The sequence below is a fragment of the Paenibacillus ilasis genome, assembly GCF_043195395.1.
GTDB classification, from domain to species: Bacteria; Bacillota; Bacilli; order Paenibacillales; family Paenibacillaceae; genus Paenibacillus_AQ; species Paenibacillus_AQ lautus.
Map to the genome: position 1 here is coordinate 2,383,215 of NZ_JBHDJG010000001.1, position 19,295 is coordinate 2,402,509.

General features: G+C 47.9%; 13 protein-coding genes. 9 read left to right on the forward strand and 4 right to left on the reverse strand.

Annotated elements, in window-relative coordinates:
* The first annotated feature begins 24 nt into the window (after positions 1-24).
* On the forward strand, positions 25-1,641 hold the full coding sequence (locus ACETK5_RS11060) for an extracellular solute-binding protein (RefSeq protein ID WP_326113523.1): 1,617 nt from the start codon (positions 25-27) through the stop codon (positions 1,639-1,641).
* A 172-nt stretch (positions 1,642-1,813) separates the two neighbouring features.
* Complete coding sequence (locus ACETK5_RS11065) at positions 1,814-2,830, forward strand: glycoside hydrolase family 130 protein (RefSeq protein WP_394055611.1); 1,017 nt, start codon at positions 1,814-1,816, stop codon at positions 2,828-2,830.
* Between the two features lie 67 nt (positions 2,831-2,897).
* On the opposite strand, the gene ACETK5_RS11070 is transcribed toward ACETK5_RS11065, so the two are convergent.
* Together ACETK5_RS11070 and ACETK5_RS11075 are read right to left on the reverse strand one after the other, a co-directional pair.
* Complete coding sequence (locus ACETK5_RS11070; protein WP_394055613.1) at positions 2,898-5,222, reverse strand: helix-turn-helix domain-containing protein; 2,325 nt, start codon at positions 5,220-5,222, stop codon at positions 2,898-2,900.
* Between the two features lie 189 nt (positions 5,223-5,411).
* Positions 5,412-6,341, reverse strand: coding sequence for a LysR family transcriptional regulator (locus ACETK5_RS11075; RefSeq protein WP_394055615.1), 930 nt, complete (start codon positions 6,339-6,341; stop codon positions 5,412-5,414).
* A gap of 130 nt (positions 6,342-6,471) precedes the next feature.
* On the opposite strand from ACETK5_RS11075, the gene ACETK5_RS11080 reads away from it, so the two are divergent.
* Entirely contained in the window at positions 6,472-7,563 is a 1,092-nt protein-coding gene (locus ACETK5_RS11080) for a polysaccharide deacetylase family protein (RefSeq protein ID WP_394055617.1), read from the forward strand.
* A 124-nt stretch (positions 7,564-7,687) separates the two neighbouring features.
* A complete protein-coding gene (locus ACETK5_RS11085) occupies positions 7,688-8,929 on the forward strand; it encodes a YbfB/YjiJ family MFS transporter (protein ID WP_394055619.1) in 1,242 nt (413 codons plus the stop codon).
* Between the two features lie 94 nt (positions 8,930-9,023).
* Here ACETK5_RS11085 and ACETK5_RS11090 read toward each other — a convergent pair whose 3' ends face one another.
* A complete protein-coding gene (locus tag ACETK5_RS11090) occupies positions 9,024-11,630 on the reverse strand; it encodes a GH116 family glycosyl-hydrolase (RefSeq protein ID WP_394055621.1) in 2,607 nt (868 codons plus the stop codon).
* A gap of 192 nt (positions 11,631-11,822) precedes the next feature.
* A complete protein-coding gene (locus tag ACETK5_RS11095; RefSeq protein ID WP_165789644.1) occupies positions 11,823-12,809 on the reverse strand; it encodes a LacI family DNA-binding transcriptional regulator in 987 nt (328 codons plus the stop codon).
* A 186-nt stretch (positions 12,810-12,995) separates the two neighbouring features.
* Here ACETK5_RS11095 and ACETK5_RS11100 point away from each other — a divergent pair, with 186 nt between their 5' ends.
* From ACETK5_RS11100 to ACETK5_RS11120, 5 genes are all read left to right on the forward strand, one after another.
* Positions 12,996-13,934, forward strand: a complete 939-nt coding sequence (locus ACETK5_RS11100; protein ID WP_394055623.1) for an ABC transporter permease — start codon at positions 12,996-12,998, stop codon at positions 13,932-13,934.
* A 14-nt stretch (positions 13,935-13,948) separates the two neighbouring features.
* Positions 13,949-14,839, forward strand: a complete 891-nt coding sequence (locus ACETK5_RS11105) for a carbohydrate ABC transporter permease (RefSeq protein WP_326113531.1) — start codon at positions 13,949-13,951, stop codon at positions 14,837-14,839.
* A 21-nt stretch (positions 14,840-14,860) separates the two neighbouring features.
* Positions 14,861-16,435 (forward strand): type 2 periplasmic-binding domain-containing protein, encoded by a 1,575-nt coding sequence (locus ACETK5_RS11110; RefSeq protein ID WP_100537346.1) that lies wholly within the window; start codon positions 14,861-14,863, stop codon positions 16,433-16,435.
* A 544-nt stretch (positions 16,436-16,979) separates the two neighbouring features.
* Entirely contained in the window at positions 16,980-18,128 is a 1,149-nt protein-coding gene (locus ACETK5_RS11115; protein WP_394055626.1) for an enolase C-terminal domain-like protein, read from the forward strand.
* A 177-nt stretch (positions 18,129-18,305) separates the two neighbouring features.
* Positions 18,306-19,112, forward strand: coding sequence for a class I SAM-dependent methyltransferase (locus tag ACETK5_RS11120; RefSeq protein ID WP_394055628.1), 807 nt, complete (start codon positions 18,306-18,308; stop codon positions 19,110-19,112).
* Positions 19,113-19,295: the final 183 nt, after the last annotated feature.

Below are 19,295 nucleotides of genomic sequence, written 5' to 3' on the forward strand. Positions count from 1 at the left end.
TGTATTCAAAGGGAGGAAACATGAATGAAGATGACAAGCAAACCGTGGAAGCTGGTGTTGACGGGCATGACAGTCCTGTCCCTGCTCGCCGGATGCAGTTCGGCCAGCGATACGAATTCTACCGGAACGAAGTCAACAGAAGCAGCCGCTGTGAATAAAGAGGGCTTCCCGATTATGAATGAACCGATTACGCTGACCATGATGGCACCTGATGTCGGTGTTCAGAACTGGAAGGATATGGTCGTGCTGCAGCAGATGGAGGAAAAGACGGGCATTTCATTCCGATACTTGAATGCACCGAAGGATAGCTTTGATACGAAGAAGAACCTCGTATTTGCCAGCGGCGATTACCCGGATGTCTTCTATGCTGCAGGTTTGACTGCGGCCGAACAGATGAACTATGGCGAGCAGGGAATTCTGATTCCGCTGGAGGAGCTTATCGAGGAATATGCTCCGAACTTCAAGGCGCTGATGGATGAAATTCCGGAGATCCGTAAATCCATTACGGCTCCGGATGGACATATCTACTCCTTGCCTGCGGTCGATTTAAGCCAGCATTGGTATCGGAACCCGCTGTGGTACAACGGTGATTTCCTGGAGGCCCTGAATATTGATAACCTTCCGGAGACGACCGAGGAGCTCTATACCTTCCTGAAGCGGGTAAAAGAAGAGGATCCGAACGGCAATGGAGTTGCCGATGAAATCCCGATCTCTTCCGTATCGACGGCGACGACCAATGCTCGGGATATTCGTACTTGGCTTCTTGGCGCTTTCGGTGTCTATGAAGACGAAATTTATGTAGACGATGAGGATGTTGTTCATTATACCCCGATAGAAGAGGGCTTCCGAGAGTATCTGGTCTATATGAACCGTCTATGGAAAGAGGATCTGCTCGACCACGAAAGCTATTCGCAAACCGCAGAACAGAAAAAGGCCAAGGCACAGAACAATCAGGTGGCCCTGTTCTCCGACTGGCATGCCTACATGACCAAAGGCGGGGAACCGTCCACCCAAGATCCGATGTTTGCTCCGGTGAAGAGCGATTTGGTAGACAAGCCGGCCATCGCCAAGAACAGAGGGATTACGACAGGGGCTTTTGCCATCTCGGTTACCAATCCCGCCCCTGAAGCATCGATGCGTTGGGTGGACTACCTTTACTCTTATGAAGGATCGCTCTTTTTCAACAAAGGACCAGAAGGCATGCTGTGGGAGTACACGGATGAAGCCAATCGTGTGAAGCGCTATCTGCCTGTTCCGGACGGCATGGAAATGGAGGATTACCGTGCGACTTTGACGCCAAACTACGGCATTCCGGCTCCTACCATCAACACGGACGATATCAATAAAGGATTAAAGACCGACTTTGATCTGTGGGTTGAAAAAGAAACGAAGGAAAAGCTGCTTGATCGCGGAGCCAGACCCCCGTTCCCTGCCTTGTTCCTTACCGTTGAAGAGCAAACCGAGATCAACAGTCTGAACTCGGATCTGAGCACGTATGTACAACAGATGGAGGCCAAATTCGTTACTGGAGCAGAACCATTGTCCAATTGGGACAACTACCTGAACACAATGAAGAAAATGGGTGCTGACCGGGTCGTCGAAATCTATCAAGGTGCATATGACCGCTGGAAGTCGAGCTAAACATAAAATTGTGTTTAACCGAAAGGTGCCTACAAACTGAAGCACTTGAGATGACAGAAGCTTTTAAGGAAAAGGTGGCCTGGAGAGGTGGGATGCCTGCTTCAGGCGTACCTATGAATGCAAGAAGGCCTGATTCAATCCTGAAGATCATGCAAATGTGGAGGCATAGCCAATGAAAATTACGAGACATCCGAGCAATCCGATCGTCGTTCCGGGAAAATACGACTGGCGTAAAGTCACCGTATTCAATCCTGCGGTTATTATAGACAACGGCAAGTTTTACATGATCGAACGTACCGCAGGCTCGCTAACGCCTTGTAAGAATGTTTTGGGACTGCTCGAGAGTGAAGACGGAGTGAATTTTACGCACGTGAAAGACGAGCCGATCGTGACGCCTGACATGCTGGGCTTTCCATATGGAAGCGTCCAGGACCCGCGGATCGTCAAAATGGACGGCACGTACTATTTAAACTATGCCCTTAGGCCATGCGCCATGAGTTACTATCCGACAGGAGCGGGCATACCGGAGCGGTCGATTCCGAAATATCCGGACGGCTGGGGGGAGGAGGAAGGCCACTGGCTCACTCGCTCTTCGATTCTAAAGTCAGACAATCTGATCGACTGGGAATTCGTTGCCGATACGACACCGCTCAACATCAATGACCGTGACAACATTTTGTTCCCTGAGAAGATTAACGGAAAATATGTATTGCTGCGCCGTCCGGAGGAATACGTGGGTGCTGCTTACAGAACGGACAGCGCTGCGATATGGATTACGTACTCCGAGGATCTGGTTCATTGGGAAGAGCCGAAGCTTCTGGCCAAGGCCGAGAATCCTTCTTGGGAATCCAGGAAAATCGGCGGAGCAACGCCACCTGTGCGAACCGATAAAGGCTGGCTGGTCCTTTACCACGGCGTTGATGATCAGGTCGTTTACCGTGTTGGGGCGATGCTTCTTGACCTGAACAACCCTGAGAAGGTCATAGCAAGAACGAAGACTTTCATTATGGAACCGGAAACCTATTATGAGAAATTCGGTTATCAAATTCCGAATGTGGTGTTCCCGACAGGAAACGTGGTCAAAGACGGCCTGCTCTATATCTATTATGGTGTCACCGACACTGCAATTGCACTGGCTACCGTGCCGGTCGATGAGCTGGTAGAGCATATCTTGAACGAACCACAGTGAGTGAAGCGTGAGTGAAGTAGAAACAGAAGGGCCCTTTTGAGACATAGTCTCCTAAAGGGCCTTTCTGTTAGATATCCAGCCTGTTCGAGTGATGTTGTTTGCGGTACTGACCGGGCGTAAGCCCGGTTTCTTTCTTGAATTTGCGGATGAAATTGGGTGCATCCAGGTAGCCCACCTGTTCGATGATTTCCTTCAGGGGAGCGCTTGTCGTCACAAGCAGCCGAATGACTTCCTCCGTACGCCTCTTCCAGATATACTGGGAGAAACTGATCCCGGTCTTCTCTTTAAAGCTGCGGCTCAAGTAAGAGGTAGAGACGGAAAATTTAAGGGCAACATGCTCCAGGCTGAGCGTATAGTCGGCAAACTGCTGATTCACATAATGTACGATATCATCGATCAGTTTAGGCGCTGCTTGCTCATGGTTACGCTCAACCTTCTCGCAAACCTCTGCCGTCAGCGACAACAGCTTATCCTCAAATTCCTCCAGCGTTTCAAACGACGTATAGTCCGAGATGTTGCTGAAAACTTCGTTCATTCCGACCTCAGAGGCGGACCGAAGCAGTGCGTTCAGCAGATCGAAGCAAATGCAGCGCAGCAGATGAATCTGCAGCGGTTCGCTCCGGATGGTCTCCATCATCTCGGCGATCATCTGCACAGCCACCGACTCGTTGCCTTGCTTTAGGCTTTGCTCCAGCTTGAGCAGCGACTTTCTTGGAAGCCACACGCCTTTGGCGACAGGATAATTCTGCTCAGCCAACTGGTCGAAATAGGTGATACGGCTGCTGCCAACCATTCGGTGCTCCAGAGCGGTTGCGGCTTCGATGAAGGATTGGTTCAGTTGCCCCAAATCCCGGTAAGGCGTACCTACACCCATGCTCGGATCGAGCCGAGTGTTCTCAGTGATCAATGCCTGGACCGCATGAATAATCTGCTCCATCCGGATCTTCAGCAAATCTTGACCAGAGTCAGGAAGGGATACAATCAGCGCAAATTGATTATCGGCTGAAAATTCAACGCCATAAATATTTGCTTGAAGCCCTGATGGCTCAGCATAGCTGAGAATTTCATGCACCTGTTGACGATCATGCTGGACTTCCTCGGCCGCATCGTTTTCTTCCCAGGACAGAATCACACAGAAATAAATGACTTGTTCTTGGGGAGGTTCCAGTCCAACTCCGGCGATCATTTGCTCGATTTCGGGATCATCCGGCTTGCCGTGCTTCAGTAGAAGCAGCATGCACTGGTTGCGCACGAAGGGCTCCTGCATATCGATTCGGGCACTGTAATCGTGAAGGGTCTGACGAATCCATTCCCATTCATTGCGCGTTTTTGGCTCTGGGGTATCATTGACTCTGAGCTTGGCGAATTCCATCAAATCCTTAATCGGGTGATACTGGCGTTTAGCCAGCACAAAGGCGGCGAGCACTCCGGTTATGACTGCGATGCCAAACACCAGCAGAATGAGCGTCTGTACATGAGCGACCCGGCCGAAGAACTGGTAGCTTGGCATGATGGTCATGTAGTTCCATCCATTCTCCCGGGATTTGACGGATACGACGGAATACTTGTCATTGTTCAGGGAGAGATTGTGTATGCCGGCATCAAGCGCAGCCAATGTCCCGAGATGCTCTTGAGACAGGGATACGCCGTGATTGTTGGCTGTTAGCACTTCATCCTTTTGATTGAAAATATAGCTGCTCCCGGTGAAATCGCTAAGAATGGAATCCATGACCCCGGTAAGATTGGACTCTTTCACCATATATATGACACTTCCGTAAGGATAGGGGGCATTTGGCTTAATGGGTACGATTACGGTCAGCATCGCCTCCTGTCTAGAGCTGTTGATCGTAACATTCTCAGCAGGGCGTATTACCATCTGATTTGTTTCGTTCAGAGCAAGGATGACATCCTCCAAACTCCAATTCTCATAACGATAATAGGAATCGAACGCCACGTTAACATTTGTCAGACCGCGGTAAGAATAGACAACTGGGTCGTTATGATAGTATAAAAAGATGTCTTCAATGATGCTGCTGTTTGCCTTATAATTAGCCAAAGCTTGAATGGCTTCAACTCTATAATAAGAATCACGAACCATATAAGGGGTTAAACGTCTGTCATAAGCGATTCGGCCGGAAATCTCCCGAAGCTCTGCGATACGAGAGTCGATGGTCATTTTCATCTGGTTCAATTGATTAATGTTGGATTGTTCAATCTCGGAACGAAGCCCGTTGACAGCGCTATCATAAACAAAAATCGTTACCCCCGTCAGGGGAATCAGGAAGATCAGAATATAAGACAGCACGTATCTTAAGAGCAGTTTCGACTTAAAGTGATTCCAGTTTATTTGGAAAGTGGATACGATGAATGATTTGAGCTTGTGAATTGTCATTTGGTAAATCCTCCATTGTATGCTTTCATGTCATGCGAAAATCCGATTTCATCAACAACAACGATTTGCCGACTAAAACATTATATCATTATAATGATTTAATTCCGTGAAATATTAAAAATAAATAGAGATCCAAAAGGACCTCCATAAATCCATAATACATTTTTCTGCTATTCTTTATCATAGATGTTAAGTCCCCGTCTTTTTCCCTTCAGGCCCTGTCGAATTTTGTAGCGTGTTGGGTTCACGGATGCCCCTAATTGCTTCCATTAACCATAATGCTGCCTTGCCTAGGAGGTTTTTGTCTTTATAAGCGATGCCTATCGTGATGACAGGATTCAAATCGGTTATAGGTCTTATGTCCATGGAGCCTTCCTGTTCCAGACCGCTGTAAATCGGAACAATCCCGATGCCGAGCTCTGCCTTAACCATTTGTTGAATGACAAAGAAGCTTCCAACCTCCATACAAGAAAACAGGTTTTGCCCCGACTCACAAATCGCCGTTTCCCAAAGCTCTCGATAGATACAAGTCGGTTCTTTGACTAGAATGGTATGCCCCGCGAGGTCGCTCGCCGAGATACTATCTCGATCGGCTAATGGGTGATTCGTATGTAACATGATTCCTAATCTTTCCTCGATCAGCGGCTCAAACTCCAGCATGAGCTTCGAAGGGGGTGCCGAGCAAACACCGAAATCCAATTCGCCGGCCCGAACCCTCTCCGCTATGGATCTGCTGCCGCCTACTTCCATCGTTAACTCCACTTTCGGTCGAGTCTTGTAAAAATCAGCAACAACGGTCGCTAGCTGCTGGCTTGCGACGGGCTCAATAGCGGCAAAACGCACCGAGCCGTTATCCCCCGAAGCAATATCCGAGACGGTCTGCCTTATGGCTTCGATGGATTTCAGTAAAACCGCTGCCTCATGATGGAGCCATCGGCCGGCTTCGGTCACCATCACACGTTTTCCGTCGCGCACGAATAAAGAAACCCCAAGATCAGCTTCTAGACGTTGAATTTGAAGGGTTACCGTAGAGGGAGCATATTGGAGTTCCTCTGCTGCTTTCAGAAAATGTCCAAGACGCACGCAAGCCTCGAAGGTCTTTAAAGCTCGAAGATCCATTGTCATCACCTTTGTTTAAGTTATTCGAACCATTTATTCATATTATTCAATTTTACAAAACATTACCGGGATTTTACAATAGGTTCAAGTGGTATCATGGTGGAAAGATATCACAGAAGGGAGTTTTACAATGTCAAATTTGGTCATTACCCGCGGCAATCCGGCGGTTTCTCACTGTGCCTTTACGTTTGATGACGGTCCTATGCGGATTCCTGTTGATGCATGGCTGGATGCCTTGGAGCAGGGAGGCGCCTACGGGACGTTTTTTCTAACAGGAGAATGGTTCGATAGGTTCCCGGCGAAAGCAAGAGAAATGATAGCCAGGGGCCATGAGCTTACAACGCATACCTACCATCACCGCAGAATGGCAGATGTGACCAAAGCCGTATTCTTCGAAGAGCTGAAGTTGGCTGAGCTCGCTTATCAAGAAGCAACGGGAAGGCCGGTTCCGACCTTCATGCGTTTTCCATATGCCTCTTATCGGGAAGAGAATTTGGAATGGCTCCGGGAGTGGAGCTATCTGGTCATCGAGGGGGAGGACACCGTCGACTGGTCGGGACCGCCAAGCGGGCAGCTTGTGGAACGGGTGATACCTAAGCTGGATCATGGGTCCATTTTAATGTTTCATGCCAATGAAATCGCCAAAGAGACGCCGCAGGCCGTTAAATCGCTTGTACACCATACTCACGCCAAAGGTCTTGATATGGTTACGGTATCCGAACTACTTCATGCTGATGGCATCAGGGCAGGCGAACGCAGCTGGCAAGTCCGCTTCAAACCGACTCTCCAAAATTCTTTCCATAGTGAGCAGTGGAAGCGGGTAGACGGGGAAGATGAATTGCGGAAGCTGGCTGCCGATTCACTTGAATGGGGGAACCCGAAAGCCCCGACAGGGTCCGGCGCCTATAGCAAATGGCTGCAAGCGCTCTCCATGCAGGTCCAGTCGGATGGCGAAACACGTTTTGTCGCCCGCAGCTTTGCCGACCAGCACTGGGCATATGTGCGTGCTTCGGTCCGCGGCGGTGTGCTTGTGCTGGAGGACTTCGCTACGAAGGAAGCCCATGCGGATGCGTTGACATATATCCTGCAATGGGCGGCTCACGAGGCATCAACCTTGGGTTGCGAATGGGTTACCAGCACTCAGGACATGCGCCGTATTCACAAGCTGTGTGAACAGCTGGGGATCGAAGCGGAGATTGTTTTGCAGGAAAGCAGCGGCTAACATATGTCCAGTAAAGCTAAAAATACAACCACAATGATATGACTCAGGTTTAACAAAGATCCCGTAAATGGTTAGTGAGCTATATAAATGGACCGCCTTATTATTTTGGGGGAAGATGGGGTATATGGGTACAAAATCTGCATTTAATTGGATTACTCTATGGGCATCGTTATTGTTTGTTGTCATACTCGGTTTTTCCAGGCTCTCCTACGGCATGTTTTTGCCTGGAATCCAGAGGGTCATCGGGGGGAGCTACGGACAGTTGGGTATACTCGGCACCGTCAACTTTATCGGTTATTTTGTCGGGACATTGTGTCTTTCTCCTTTGATCTCGCGGTTTCCAGACCACAAGCATGTCATGAATCGGATGACGTGTTTATGGCTCGGACTAACTTTGATCGGCTCGGCATTTAGTGATCATTTTATCGGGCTTGGGCTTTGGCGGTTCGCCAGTGGATTGTTATCAGCCTTCGCTACCGTGTTAGTCCTGTCCATTGCAATGGATGCCGTTCGACCGGCGGAACGAGGAGTGGCATCGGGCCTTATATGGCTGGGCGGATCTGCCGGCATTTTAGTGACGGGTTTATTCGCCCCCTATACCATAGATCCTTCACACTTGCAGGGGTGGCGATATGCATGGGTGATCATGGGCGTATTCGGTGTAATTGCCGCAGTGGGTTTCGAGTTCGTTGTTACCAGAGAGAGGCGAACCGAAAAAATACCCGCACCGACCGATTCGGAGCCACGGGAGCAAAAAAGCGAAAATGTATATCGTCTCCTGTTGAACCCAAACAAGCTCCTGTTCCTAATTGCTTCTTATTTCTTCTTCGGCTCAGGATACATCATCTATTTTACGTATTTGATTCCCTATCTGGTGAGCAAAGGCATTCCGTCTCTCTATGCCGGGCTGATCTGGTCTGGAATCGGATTTGCGGGTTTGTTTAACGGATGGATCGGAGGCAGAGCCATTGACCGATGGCCGAGCGGGTACACGCTTGCGTCGGGATTAGCCTTGGGGACAATCGGTGTGAGTGGGGTAACCACTAATAATATGTTATTTACTGTGCTTGGAGCCACCACGATCGGGCTGGTTTCCTTTATTACCCCGCCGCTGATGACAACTGCACTTCTTCGTCGTCATGTCCCTCACCATGCGTATGCGTCTTGCCTTAGCATAGCCACTGCCTTTTTTGCCGCTGGACAGATTATCGGTCCTATCGTTGGAGGCGTGGGGGTCGAACAGTTCGGCTTGCAATTCGGCGTGGCATCCAGCGCAATCTTTATGGCGATTGCCGCTGTGCTCGCTGGTTTGTATGGACAACAGCAACGAAAGCTTGAGATCCGTGATTTGCCTATTCGTGGTTGAAAAAAATAAGTAATGACAAGCTAGAGGAGGAGGGGGAGCCCCTCCTCCTATTCACCTAGTACCAGACCGCTTTAACTGATAGTCACTCGTCTGTCTATCCGAGCTTAATAACCAACGAATGCCCGGCATTTATCCGAACGGTTGAAAAGAAAACGAACACTCCTTCGTCCCAGTTGCAGTCAAGGACTTCCGTGCCGTCTAATGAAATCCCGTTTACATTCTGCCCTTTCATAAACGGCAAGTTCAGGCAACGTATCTCCAGTTCCCCGTAAAGCAGGCTCAGTTCGATTCGGTCGTTCTTCCGCATGAATGTTCCCCAGCCTGAATCCAGCGACCAGAAGCAGCGGAAATATACTTCCCCGGTTATGGGCTGAAAGCCGATCCTTTTCTCCGTCATGTCGTATTCGAATCCGCTGAAAGCGAGCAGCAGCGCATAGCTGGCCATCGATCGGGCATAGTTGCTTCCGCATTCGAACTCGTTCCACGGATTCCGTCGTTCACCATCGTACCGGTCGCGGATCGCTTCAACGATCTCCATGCCTTCGGCGACCATTCCTTCCTGAATCATATGAATGGCCGCCTGATATTCGAAGCCGTTCATCGTTTCCGTCGAGTAGGTGAGTGGAACGGTCGGTTTCACAGTGCCTTCCGGCCATGTACAAATCATTAAGCCTGCCTCGTCGTTCAAGCTGTACAAGCGCCATGGGTTGAATACGTTTCGCATGCTTTTTTTGAAGTTGTGGCGGTAGATGGATGCGAGGGACTTCCGGGTCTGTTCCGGATCGAAAATCTCACCCAAACCGCACAGGTTGGCGTGCCACTGGGCCAGCACCTGGTCGATAACGCAGCCGTCCGCCACCTGATACTTGATTTCCTTCGCTTCGTCGTTCCAATAATCCCGCACAGCGCTTTCGTCGTATTTCTCCAGTACGGACCGATCCTTCAAATCGACGGTTTGGACATAATAATGGCCGTTAAATAAATGTTCGTCCGTCCATGTTTTCCCCTTGGAAAAAAGCGCCAAGTATTGTTCGGCCGCGTCCGTTTCTCCCAAATGACGGGCCATTTCAGCGCCTGCCTTAAGCGCGGTGAGATAAAAACCGTTCAGCCAGGCGTTTGGTCCGTACAGTTCCATATCGAGAGTATGATGCTGCCTGCCCTCCAGCACGCCGTCCCGGTCGGCGTCCCAGCCGTCCTCGTTCGTATCGGCCCAAGCAAATTCGATCGACTTTTTGACGGCCGGCCATATCGATTTCAGCCATGCCGTATCGCCGGAAATCTTCCAGTCGCGGTACGCTTTGATCACGCCGCCGAACTGGCCGTCAGCACACGCCCGGAAGTCCGATGTCGATCTGCCTAGCGGAAGCTGCAGTCGGAAGGCCATTTTGCCGTCTTCTCGGATGTTGTACTTGAAATCCAGATCGCGCATGGATCGCTCCAACTTCGGAAAAAGAAACGGCAGGGCATAGGCGTAATTCCACACGTGGGTACAGGAGCCTTCGCAGCAGCCCTCGTTGCAGATGCAGCCTTCGAAGCCGTAAAACGATCCGTCCGGTAGCCGCAGGCAGGTCGGCGATTTCAGGATCGAAATGTTGGCCGAAACGGCGTCGAGCGCGGCGGGAGGGAGACTGGACGAGTACAACGCATCCTTGAACAGCTTCGTTTCGCCGTACAACCGCTCCCAATGCTCGAGCGCGTAGGCCGCGCTTTTGGTGGAATCAGAAAATAGCGTTTCGTAATAATTTTTCCACGTTGCGGGTTGCGATGGCTTGCAATCGTCGTCGCTGCAGCCGCAAGATTCCGGATGCCAATAATTGTGGCAGTTCGGGAAGCTCCAGGTGATCACGAAGCGGACGTTATTCTTTTCCCCTGGCTTCAGCACGAAGTGCGCGGCGAGGGAGCAGACGTCACCACCTTTACCTTTTGTCGCGGCCGGGTCGTAAGTACGGTTCGTAAATCGGGCCGCCTCGGTGAAGTCCCTCCAGAACATCTCCAGATTATCGAACCAGCCGCCGCGATACCAATACTCCTGATAGCTGACTACTTCCGCATCCGTTGCAATGGACAGGTCGCCGAATTCGGGGGCGCTGAAATCAGGGCCGCGGGACGACAGTTTGATCAGCTGAATACTGCCATTCCTCGCATAACGGTGATAACGTTTATGATCTTGCATCGGATTCGTCAGCGAAAGATTGACCGTATATGTAACCGTCCGGTCAGTCGTATTATGCAGCGCGATGTCAAAAAACGCACCGGGAATGCTCGAATCTTTGTCGTTAAGCGGAATGAACGGATTAAAAGCCGTCAGCTCCACCGTGCCCGGGAAACAATCGTCGGCTGCCTGAAGACGGGCAAACGGAAACTCGCCGATAAAGCGTGTATGCTGAAAATGGGGGACACCCGCCAGCGTCGCCTGGTTGGGCCCGAAGCCGTAACCGCCGTGTTTTCTCGTTTGGATGTTGCCGGTGTAAGAAGGCAACAGATCGCCGTTCAGCACACGGGCGTCGAGAAGTTCGCCGTCCGCTTCAGCTTTCACCGCAAAAAAGCTGAACCCGTTCTCGCTTTGCTTGTTCGGCCGGTTGAAAATTTCCCAGTCGATCAAACGGCCGTTTCCGGCAAGACCGATGCAGCCTGTTCCAATGCCTCCAAGCGGAAACGAAATTTCTTTTGTTTTGGAGCCTTCATAAATAAATCTGCTCATCGCCGCATATCTCCTTTTTTGAACAGGAAATGGTTTGTTCCGTTCACGTGAACGACTCTATCTTAGCATAGGCAAATAACCTTGTGAACTGTTATTCGTTCACGTGCACGGAATTGCTATGCTCACTGAGCCTCACTTTTGAGAGTCTAGGTTGCGGCAGTCCATAGCAGCTTTATTGGTGAATCGAGGGGATCAACACGATTCGCCCTCGATAATTTGATGCTCAACGAGCGTAGTCAGCGGCACTTGCCGGCCTTCAATTTGTCCGATCAGACAGTCGATGATCCGGTTGCCGATGGTTTCCAAGGAGTACGATATCGTTGATAAGGCAGGGGAAATATATTTGAGCGTTTCGATATTGTCGAATCCCATCAGTCCGACATCCTCTGGCACGCGAACCCCGTTTTGCTTCAAGTGGAGCCAAATTTTCAGCGCGTATTTGTCGCTTGTGCAGAAAATGGCTTTACGTTTGCCGCCCTGCGCAAGGAGCTTGTCGATCTCTTCGATATATCCTTTATGGCCGATGACATGGGACTTGAGATGGCCAGCCTTTTTCAGTGCATCCTGAAAGCCCGCGAATCGTTGTTCCACGGCATAAACGTTCGTAATTCCGCGAAGAGACAAGGGGGGACTGACATAAATGATTTCCTCATAGCCTTTGGCGGTGAGCATTGCAATCGCGTCGCGGACGGCCTTCCGGTCGTCGATCCATACGTACGGCACAGTCTTGGAGACCCGGTTGCCAAATGTGACGACTGGAATATTCAATCGCTGAATAAATTGCTCGAAGGCCGCACCCGTGTTGACCGATAATAGAATAATGCCGTCCACCTTCCGGTCCGCCAAATGATTCAGGCATTCCTGTTCGATGTCCGGATTTTTGCTCGTGAGCGTCAGATTAAGGAAGTAGCCCGCTTCCCTTGCCCGCGATTCGACGGCATTGATAAGCTGCGGAAACAGCTGATTATTGATATCGAAAATGACCGTCCCGATCGACATCGTTTTGCCTTTGACGAGGCTTTGGGCTAGAAAATGAGGCCGGTAGCCCAACTGCGAGGCCGTTTCCAGAATTTTTTGCTTTGTAGCCTCATTCACTCCCGGCCGGTTATTCAGCGCTCGGTCGACGGTCCCTCTGGAAACGCCGCATATCTCTGCAATTTCTTTGCTTGTAATATTCATCCCATTCACCTTTGAACATAAAAATGTATTTCTTTCTGCATGTTACTATACCATTATTCCGTATCCAAAGTAAAAGAAAAAAGGAGTCGTTCACGTGAACGAAAAAAGTATTTACCAAAATGGAATGTCATGTTAGACTGATATCGTTCACGTGAACGGTGGTTATTAGGAAGGTGGGCGATAGGCTTGAAACTTGTTAATGCAGGTCTTCATCACAAAAAGAAAGGACTGCTTGCCGATTGCATCAAGCACAGAAATCTTTTATTTATGATTTTGCCCGGTATACTCTTCTTTTTAATCTTTAAGTATGCGCCAATGTACGGAATACAAATTGCGTTCAGAGATTTTAAGTTCAACAAAGGTATTACAGGAAGTACATGGGTAGGGCTGCAGCATTTTTACGACTTATTCGCGCGCCCGAGCTTCAAAGAAGTTTTTGTTAACACGCTACAAATAAGTACGCTTAAACTTATTTTCGGATTTCCTGCTCCCATTATTTTCGCCTTACTCTTAAATGAACTCAGATTGGTTAAATTCAAAAAAGCAGTTCAAACCATCAGTTATCTTCCACACTTCGTTTCATGGGTAATCCTTGGCGGTCTATTCCTACAGTTACTTTCACCAACTACAGGTCCTCTAAATATATTGCTCAAGGAATTGGGGATGAAGCCTATATATTTCTTAGGGGATAATGGATGGTTTGTGAGCACGTTGGTTGTTACAAGCATTTGGAAAAGCATTGGCTGGAGCTCGATCGTTTACCTTGCGGCTATTGCGGGGACCAACTCCGAACTGTATGAAGCAGGTAGTCTTGATGGTTGCAACCGTTTTCAACTTGCCAGGTATATAACAATCCCAGCCATCATGCCGATCGTTACCATTATGTTCATTTTTGCTGTTGGCGGCATCGTTGCAGACGATTTTGATCAGATTTTCAACCTCTATTCTCCAGCTGTATATAAAGTTGGCGATGTGCTTGGTACCTACACCTATCGAAATGGAATCGAAGGCATGGATTATAGTTTTGCAACGGCAGTGGGGCTGTTTACCAATATTGTATCTTTGATCATGCTTTTCGCTGCTAATTATTTTGCGAAAAAATTCAGCGAATACGGAATTTGGTAAAGGAAGTGGGCAAAATGAACAGTTCTAACCGAATAAAGAAGAGCATCGGAGAGCATGTTTTTGATTCTCTCAATGTCGTATTCATGATGTTATTGTGTTTTACTACAATTTATCCATTCTTGTATCTGCTCTCTCTATCCTTAAGCAGTGGGAACATCTCATTAACGAAAATCCACTTGTTCCCTCCAGAGTTTTCGCTTGCAAATTATGAAAGCGTTTTAAGCTATGGATATATAAAAACGGGTTTTATGAATTCGGTTATGCGTGTTGTTCTTGGAACAGCGTTAGAACTGTTTTTTTGTTTACTTACGGCTTACCCGCTTGCAAAAAAATATCTTCCCTTGAGGAATTCATGGACCGGAATCATTGTATTTACGATGTTTTTTAGCGGGGGGCTAATTCCAAGCTATATTCTCATAAGAGAACTGCATTTAATGAACTCAATATGGGCGTTAGTTCTTCCCAATCTGATTCCCGCTTTCTCGATGATTCTGATTCGAAATTATATCATGTCACTTCCTGATAGTATCGAGGAGTCGGCAAAGATAGACGGTGCAAGTGAATTTACCATTCTTTATAAAATCATTGCGCCAATGATTACTCCAATTCTTGCGACCGTTGCATTGTGGTCAATTGTCGGACACTGGAATGCATGGTTTGACTCGCTTCTATATTCAACGTCTCCCGAGAAGCAAGTATTACAAGTTGTTATGCGAAACATTATTCAACAGGGGGATGTAACTTTAGAAGCCGGTTCAACCTCCACAGTGCTCTCTGGCAGCGTTAATCCAACAACAATAAAGGCTGCTACGATCATGATCACTTCGTTACCCGTAATCGCCATTTATCCTTTTTTACAAAAGTATTTTGTTAAAGGGATTATGGTTGGTTCTTTAAAGGGATAAAAATTAAGGGGAGTGAAACGTATGAATAATTTAGTGGCGCTAAAAAAGAGCATGGTACTTATTCTTTGTGCTGCAATGCTGGCATCGTTCACAGCTTGCAATAATAATGAAGTAAACAAAAGGGCAAACGAAGAAGCATCAAATTCGTCAGAATCCGCAACTCCAAACGTTGATAAGAAAATAAACATTTCTTGGGTGGGCTGGAGCAGTCCTGTTCATGACAAAGGTGAAATTGTCAAAGAAATTGAAGAAAAATTCAACGTTGACATTCACATGGTAGATGCTAGTGATGGAACCGCATTTGACGTCAAAATCGCAGCTGGAGAAGTTCCCGATGTCTTTCCGCTTGACTTCTCAAAATACCAAAAATTCATTGATGATGAAATTGTAGGTGAAATTCCATATGAGTCAATTGAAAAATATGCCCCGAATTTATACCAAGCTTATCAAACGGAAGTACCAACCTATATGGATTTGACGAAGATGGGTGACAAAAACTATGGACTCGTTGTACCTAATCCAGAAAGCGGGAACTTTAGGCCGCTTGTTGTTTGGAGAGGTGATTGGCTTGAAAATGTAGGCATCACAAAGGTTCCAGAATCATTATCTGAGTTTGAAGATGCCATGTATAAATTCACAAACAATGACCCCGATAAGAATGGAAAAAAAGATACGTACGGTTTGTCTGAATCGATGATGCAAACCGTTTATGGCGCATACGGTTATCTTCCAACTTCATGGACAAGAAAAGATGGAAAGCTCGTTTACGGCGCTGTTCAACCTGAAATGAAAGAAGCCTTGAAAGTTTTGGCAAAGTGGTACAGGGACGGTGTGCTTACGCCAGAATTTATCAATGGCGAGAATAAGGGAGGAGACTGGTCGATCGCTACTGATTTTGTTAACGGTATTATCGGTGTAACCAGCTATGCGGATTATCTGTACTGGAAACCAGCACAATCAGCCGGCGATCGAGAGGGTTCTAACATTATGGAAATGAGAAAAACAATGCCGGATGCTGTTGACAAGCTTGTCTACGGCAAACCTGTCGCGGGTCCGAACGGTAAGAAAGGTCTTCAAATGAGAAATTCGCTCCAAGGCAGATTTATTGTATTCGGTAAGCAAGTGGAGAAAGATCTGGATAAGCAGGCTCGTATCTTAAGTATTTTGGATTACTCCTCATCTACTTATGAAGGTTATATGCTTACTCGTTACGGCAAGGAGGGCGTACATTACAACATGAAAGATGGATACCCTGAGGCGATCGCGCCTTACTCTGATTGGAATGAAATCGTTAAAATTGGCGGCGGAGCAACGTTCAATAATGCAATTTGGCTGCCGTCCATCATTCAGAAGGTTAACCGTGAATACGCTTGGGGCAAGGCGCTTGGAACTCTCCAAAGTGACGGTATTATGAATGAAGTCATCTTACCGCTACCATCCGCTTCAAAATATCAAGCGGAAATTGACAAAATCAGGTCAGAAGCCTATGTAGATATGATTACGGGGAAAAAACCAATCGACTACTTCGACACATTTGTTGCAAACTGGAGAGCGGCAGGCGGAAGTGTTCTTGAAGAAGAAGCAGCAGCAAAATAGTTAGTAGTCAAGCCGTGGCATCAACTAGGGTTGTTTCTTCCGGAACAGCCGGGTGCCGATTTCTTCTGGTGGGGGACTGGTTCTGGTCATAGACGACGTATCTTGTTCTTCCTAGTGTAAAGAAAAAATTATCCTTTACAATTTATAACTAAATAGGAACGATCGATGGCAGCCGTTCAAAACAATCGGCGTTTGTCGGACGACAAGAGCATATAGACATTGAAAGCCGCATAAGTTGCGGTTTTTTTGTTTTTAACACAGTCGAGTTCCGGAGTTTTGAACCACAAAAAGCCGGATTCATGGATCAAATCTAGAGCAACACATTATCGAAAATTTAACTAACCGTGCACACGAGGCGGATTGTGTTGGGGACAGTGGGAAACAGCAATTGATATTGGCAAAAGTGGATCAATTCAACTTTTATTACAGATTTCCAATTGATGAGGAATTTTCTTATCCACTAACAGTATAATTCTATAATATGGTATTCTACTTACGAATCAAATCGGGACATGAAACCGTCGAATCGGTTAAGGAGGATCCTATGAACATTACGGGTATGCAATCTGATTGGAAAGTGGAAAAAATCGAATTCGCGAGGTTAACGGGAGAGCGAGCCAGAAGCGCCGGGGCCAATGGCCGAATCGGCATTCATGGCAAAGGCTGCACAGTGGATATCGCGAGAATTACGATCGATGGACAAACAGGTTACGGTAGCTCGATTCATATAACACCGGAATGGGCGGAAGATCTAATAGGTCGCCGATTGCTTGACTTATTCGATGATCGGGGCAGACTACGCGAAGCGTATCGATTGCAATTGGAATATCCCGTGTTCGATTGGTTAGGAAAGAGACTAGGCAAACCAGTGTATGATTTGGTGTCGGGTGCCCATTTGGAAAAGGGAGTCCCATTGGTTGTACCCTGCTATGATACCTCTTTATACTTCGACGATTTGCATTTGCCCGATGAGAAGACCGCAGTTGCGTTGATGAAAGAAGAAGCGATGCAAGGTTATGCGAAGGGCCAACGTCATTTTAAGATTAAGGTTGGCCGAGGCGGACGCCATATGCCACTCTGGGAAGGGACGAAACGAGATATCGCAATCGTTCAAGGGATCTCCGAAGTGGCAGGTCCCGCAGGCAAGATCATGATCGATGCGAATAATGCATATAATTTGAACTTAACCAAAGAGGTCTTGGCGGCTTTGGCGGATGTGAATCTGTATTGGCTGGAAGAAGCGTTCCATGAGGATGAAGCCTTGTACGAGGACCTGAAGGAATGGCTCCGGCAACGTGGGCAGAATGTGCTCATCGCGGATGGGGAAGGGCTTGCATCCCCCCATCTTATTGAGTGGGCGACCCGCGGCCGTGTCGATGTGCTGCAGTATGATATTATCTGGCCCGGTTTCACGCATTGGATGGAATTAGGCGAGAAGTTGGATGCCCATGGTTTGCGGTCTGCGCCTCATTGTTACGGCAATGCTTATGGTATTTACGCGTCAGGACATTTGTCAGCCGCAGTGCGGAACTTCGAATTTGTGGAATATGACGACATTACAATTGAAGGAATGGATGTATCAGGCTATCGTATCGAAAACGGAGAGATTCATATTCCGGGCACGCCTGGTTTCGGAATCGTCTTCGACGATGAACTTGTAACAAACCTTGTAAAGCGATCCGGCTGGTCCTAAGAAGCCGTTAATAAGCCAGAGAATATAATGATGCTGGACTACAAATTTCTATTATCTTATGGATAAGCGCTGTTGCGATGCAAAAGCGCTTATTCGTGTGGCAGCATATGTCGGACGACAAGAACATGCACACTCTATAAGTCGCATTATGATGAGTAACGAGTAAGGAGGAATATAATGAACCTGAAGAAGGACGACAAGATATTGCGCAAGTCATTTGAGCAATCCGCGAGCTATTATCAAAGGGCGCGTCCGGATTACCCGGAAGAATTGTTCGATGAATTAATTCAGGCGGCCAATTTGCATGCAGGTGATCATTTGTTGGAAGTGGGCTGTGCTACAGGTAAGGCAACTCTTCCGTTAGCCAGGCGTGGATATAAAATCACGTGTGTAGAACTTGGTGCTGAGCTCGCTATAGTTGCCCGTCAAAACCTTGTCGGCATGGACGTCGACATAATCACGGGAAGTTTCGAAGATTGGCAGCCAGAGATGGAGAGAGAGTTTGATTTGGTATTCGCTGCAACGGCTTGGAAATGGGTTGATCCCGAAGTTCGATACATCAAGGCATGGCAAGCCCTTCGTCCAGGCGGACATCTGGCATTTTGGAACGCAGATCACGTTTTTCCAGAGGGTGGGGACCCATTCTTCCGTGAAATTCAAACCGTGTACTATGAAATCGGCGAGGGTAAATCAGTAGAGCATAACGAATGGCCGCGACCAGGAGAACTACACGAGCAAAGATATGAGATTGAGAAAAGTGGGCTGTTTGAGGTTGTTCACGTTAGACACTTCGACTGGGAACGCATTTATCATGTTGATGAGTACATTAAACTCCTCGAAACTTTTTCCGGACACATCCTTATGGAGGAGTGGAAACGCGACAAGCTCTTCAATGAAATCCGAATTCGCCTTAATAGCCGTCCAGAAAAGTCGGTTCGCCGCCATTGGGGCGCTGTTCTCCATGTAGCCCTTCGAAAGGATTGACACACTATTGGCTTCTTTAGCCGTCGAGGGACAAGATTATAGTCGCATTAGAAGTCACCTAGATGGTGGCTTTTTTTGTTCCTTTTGCCGAAAAGGGCGAAAGCAATTAAAAAGTTTACTGGATACATGGCGGTTGTGGTGCAGGCAAGCCTATAATGACAAAGAAATTTGTTGATAACATCC

Excerpts from the sequence above, each read along its gene's own strand:
- ACETK5_RS11060 (WP_326113523.1), top strand. The coding sequence starts at position 25 with ATGAAGATGACAAGCAAACCGTGGAAGCTGGTGTTGACGGGCATGACA.
- ACETK5_RS11065 (WP_394055611.1), top strand. The coding sequence starts at position 1,814 with ATGAAAATTACGAGACATCCGAGCAATCCGATCGTCGTTCCGGGAAAA.
- ACETK5_RS11070 (WP_394055613.1), bottom strand. The coding sequence starts at position 5,222 with ATGACAATTCACAAGCTCAAATCATTCATCGTATCCACTTTCCAAATA.
- ACETK5_RS11075 (WP_394055615.1), bottom strand. The coding sequence starts at position 6,341 with ATGGATCTTCGAGCTTTAAAGACCTTCGAGGCTTGCGTGCGTCTTGGA.
- ACETK5_RS11080 (WP_394055617.1), top strand. The coding sequence starts at position 6,472 with ATGTCAAATTTGGTCATTACCCGCGGCAATCCGGCGGTTTCTCACTGT.
- ACETK5_RS11085 (WP_394055619.1), top strand. The coding sequence starts at position 7,688 with ATGGGTACAAAATCTGCATTTAATTGGATTACTCTATGGGCATCGTTA.
- ACETK5_RS11090 (WP_394055621.1), bottom strand. The coding sequence starts at position 11,630 with ATGAGCAGATTTATTTATGAAGGCTCCAAAACAAAAGAAATTTCGTTT.
- ACETK5_RS11095 (WP_165789644.1), bottom strand. The coding sequence starts at position 12,809 with ATGAATATTACAAGCAAAGAAATTGCAGAGATATGCGGCGTTTCCAGA.
- ACETK5_RS11105 (WP_326113531.1), top strand. The coding sequence starts at position 13,949 with ATGAACAGTTCTAACCGAATAAAGAAGAGCATCGGAGAGCATGTTTTT.
- ACETK5_RS11110 (WP_100537346.1), top strand. The coding sequence starts at position 14,861 with ATGAATAATTTAGTGGCGCTAAAAAAGAGCATGGTACTTATTCTTTGT.
- ACETK5_RS11115 (WP_394055626.1), top strand. The coding sequence starts at position 16,980 with ATGAACATTACGGGTATGCAATCTGATTGGAAAGTGGAAAAAATCGAA.
- ACETK5_RS11120 (WP_394055628.1), top strand. The coding sequence starts at position 18,306 with ATGAACCTGAAGAAGGACGACAAGATATTGCGCAAGTCATTTGAGCAA.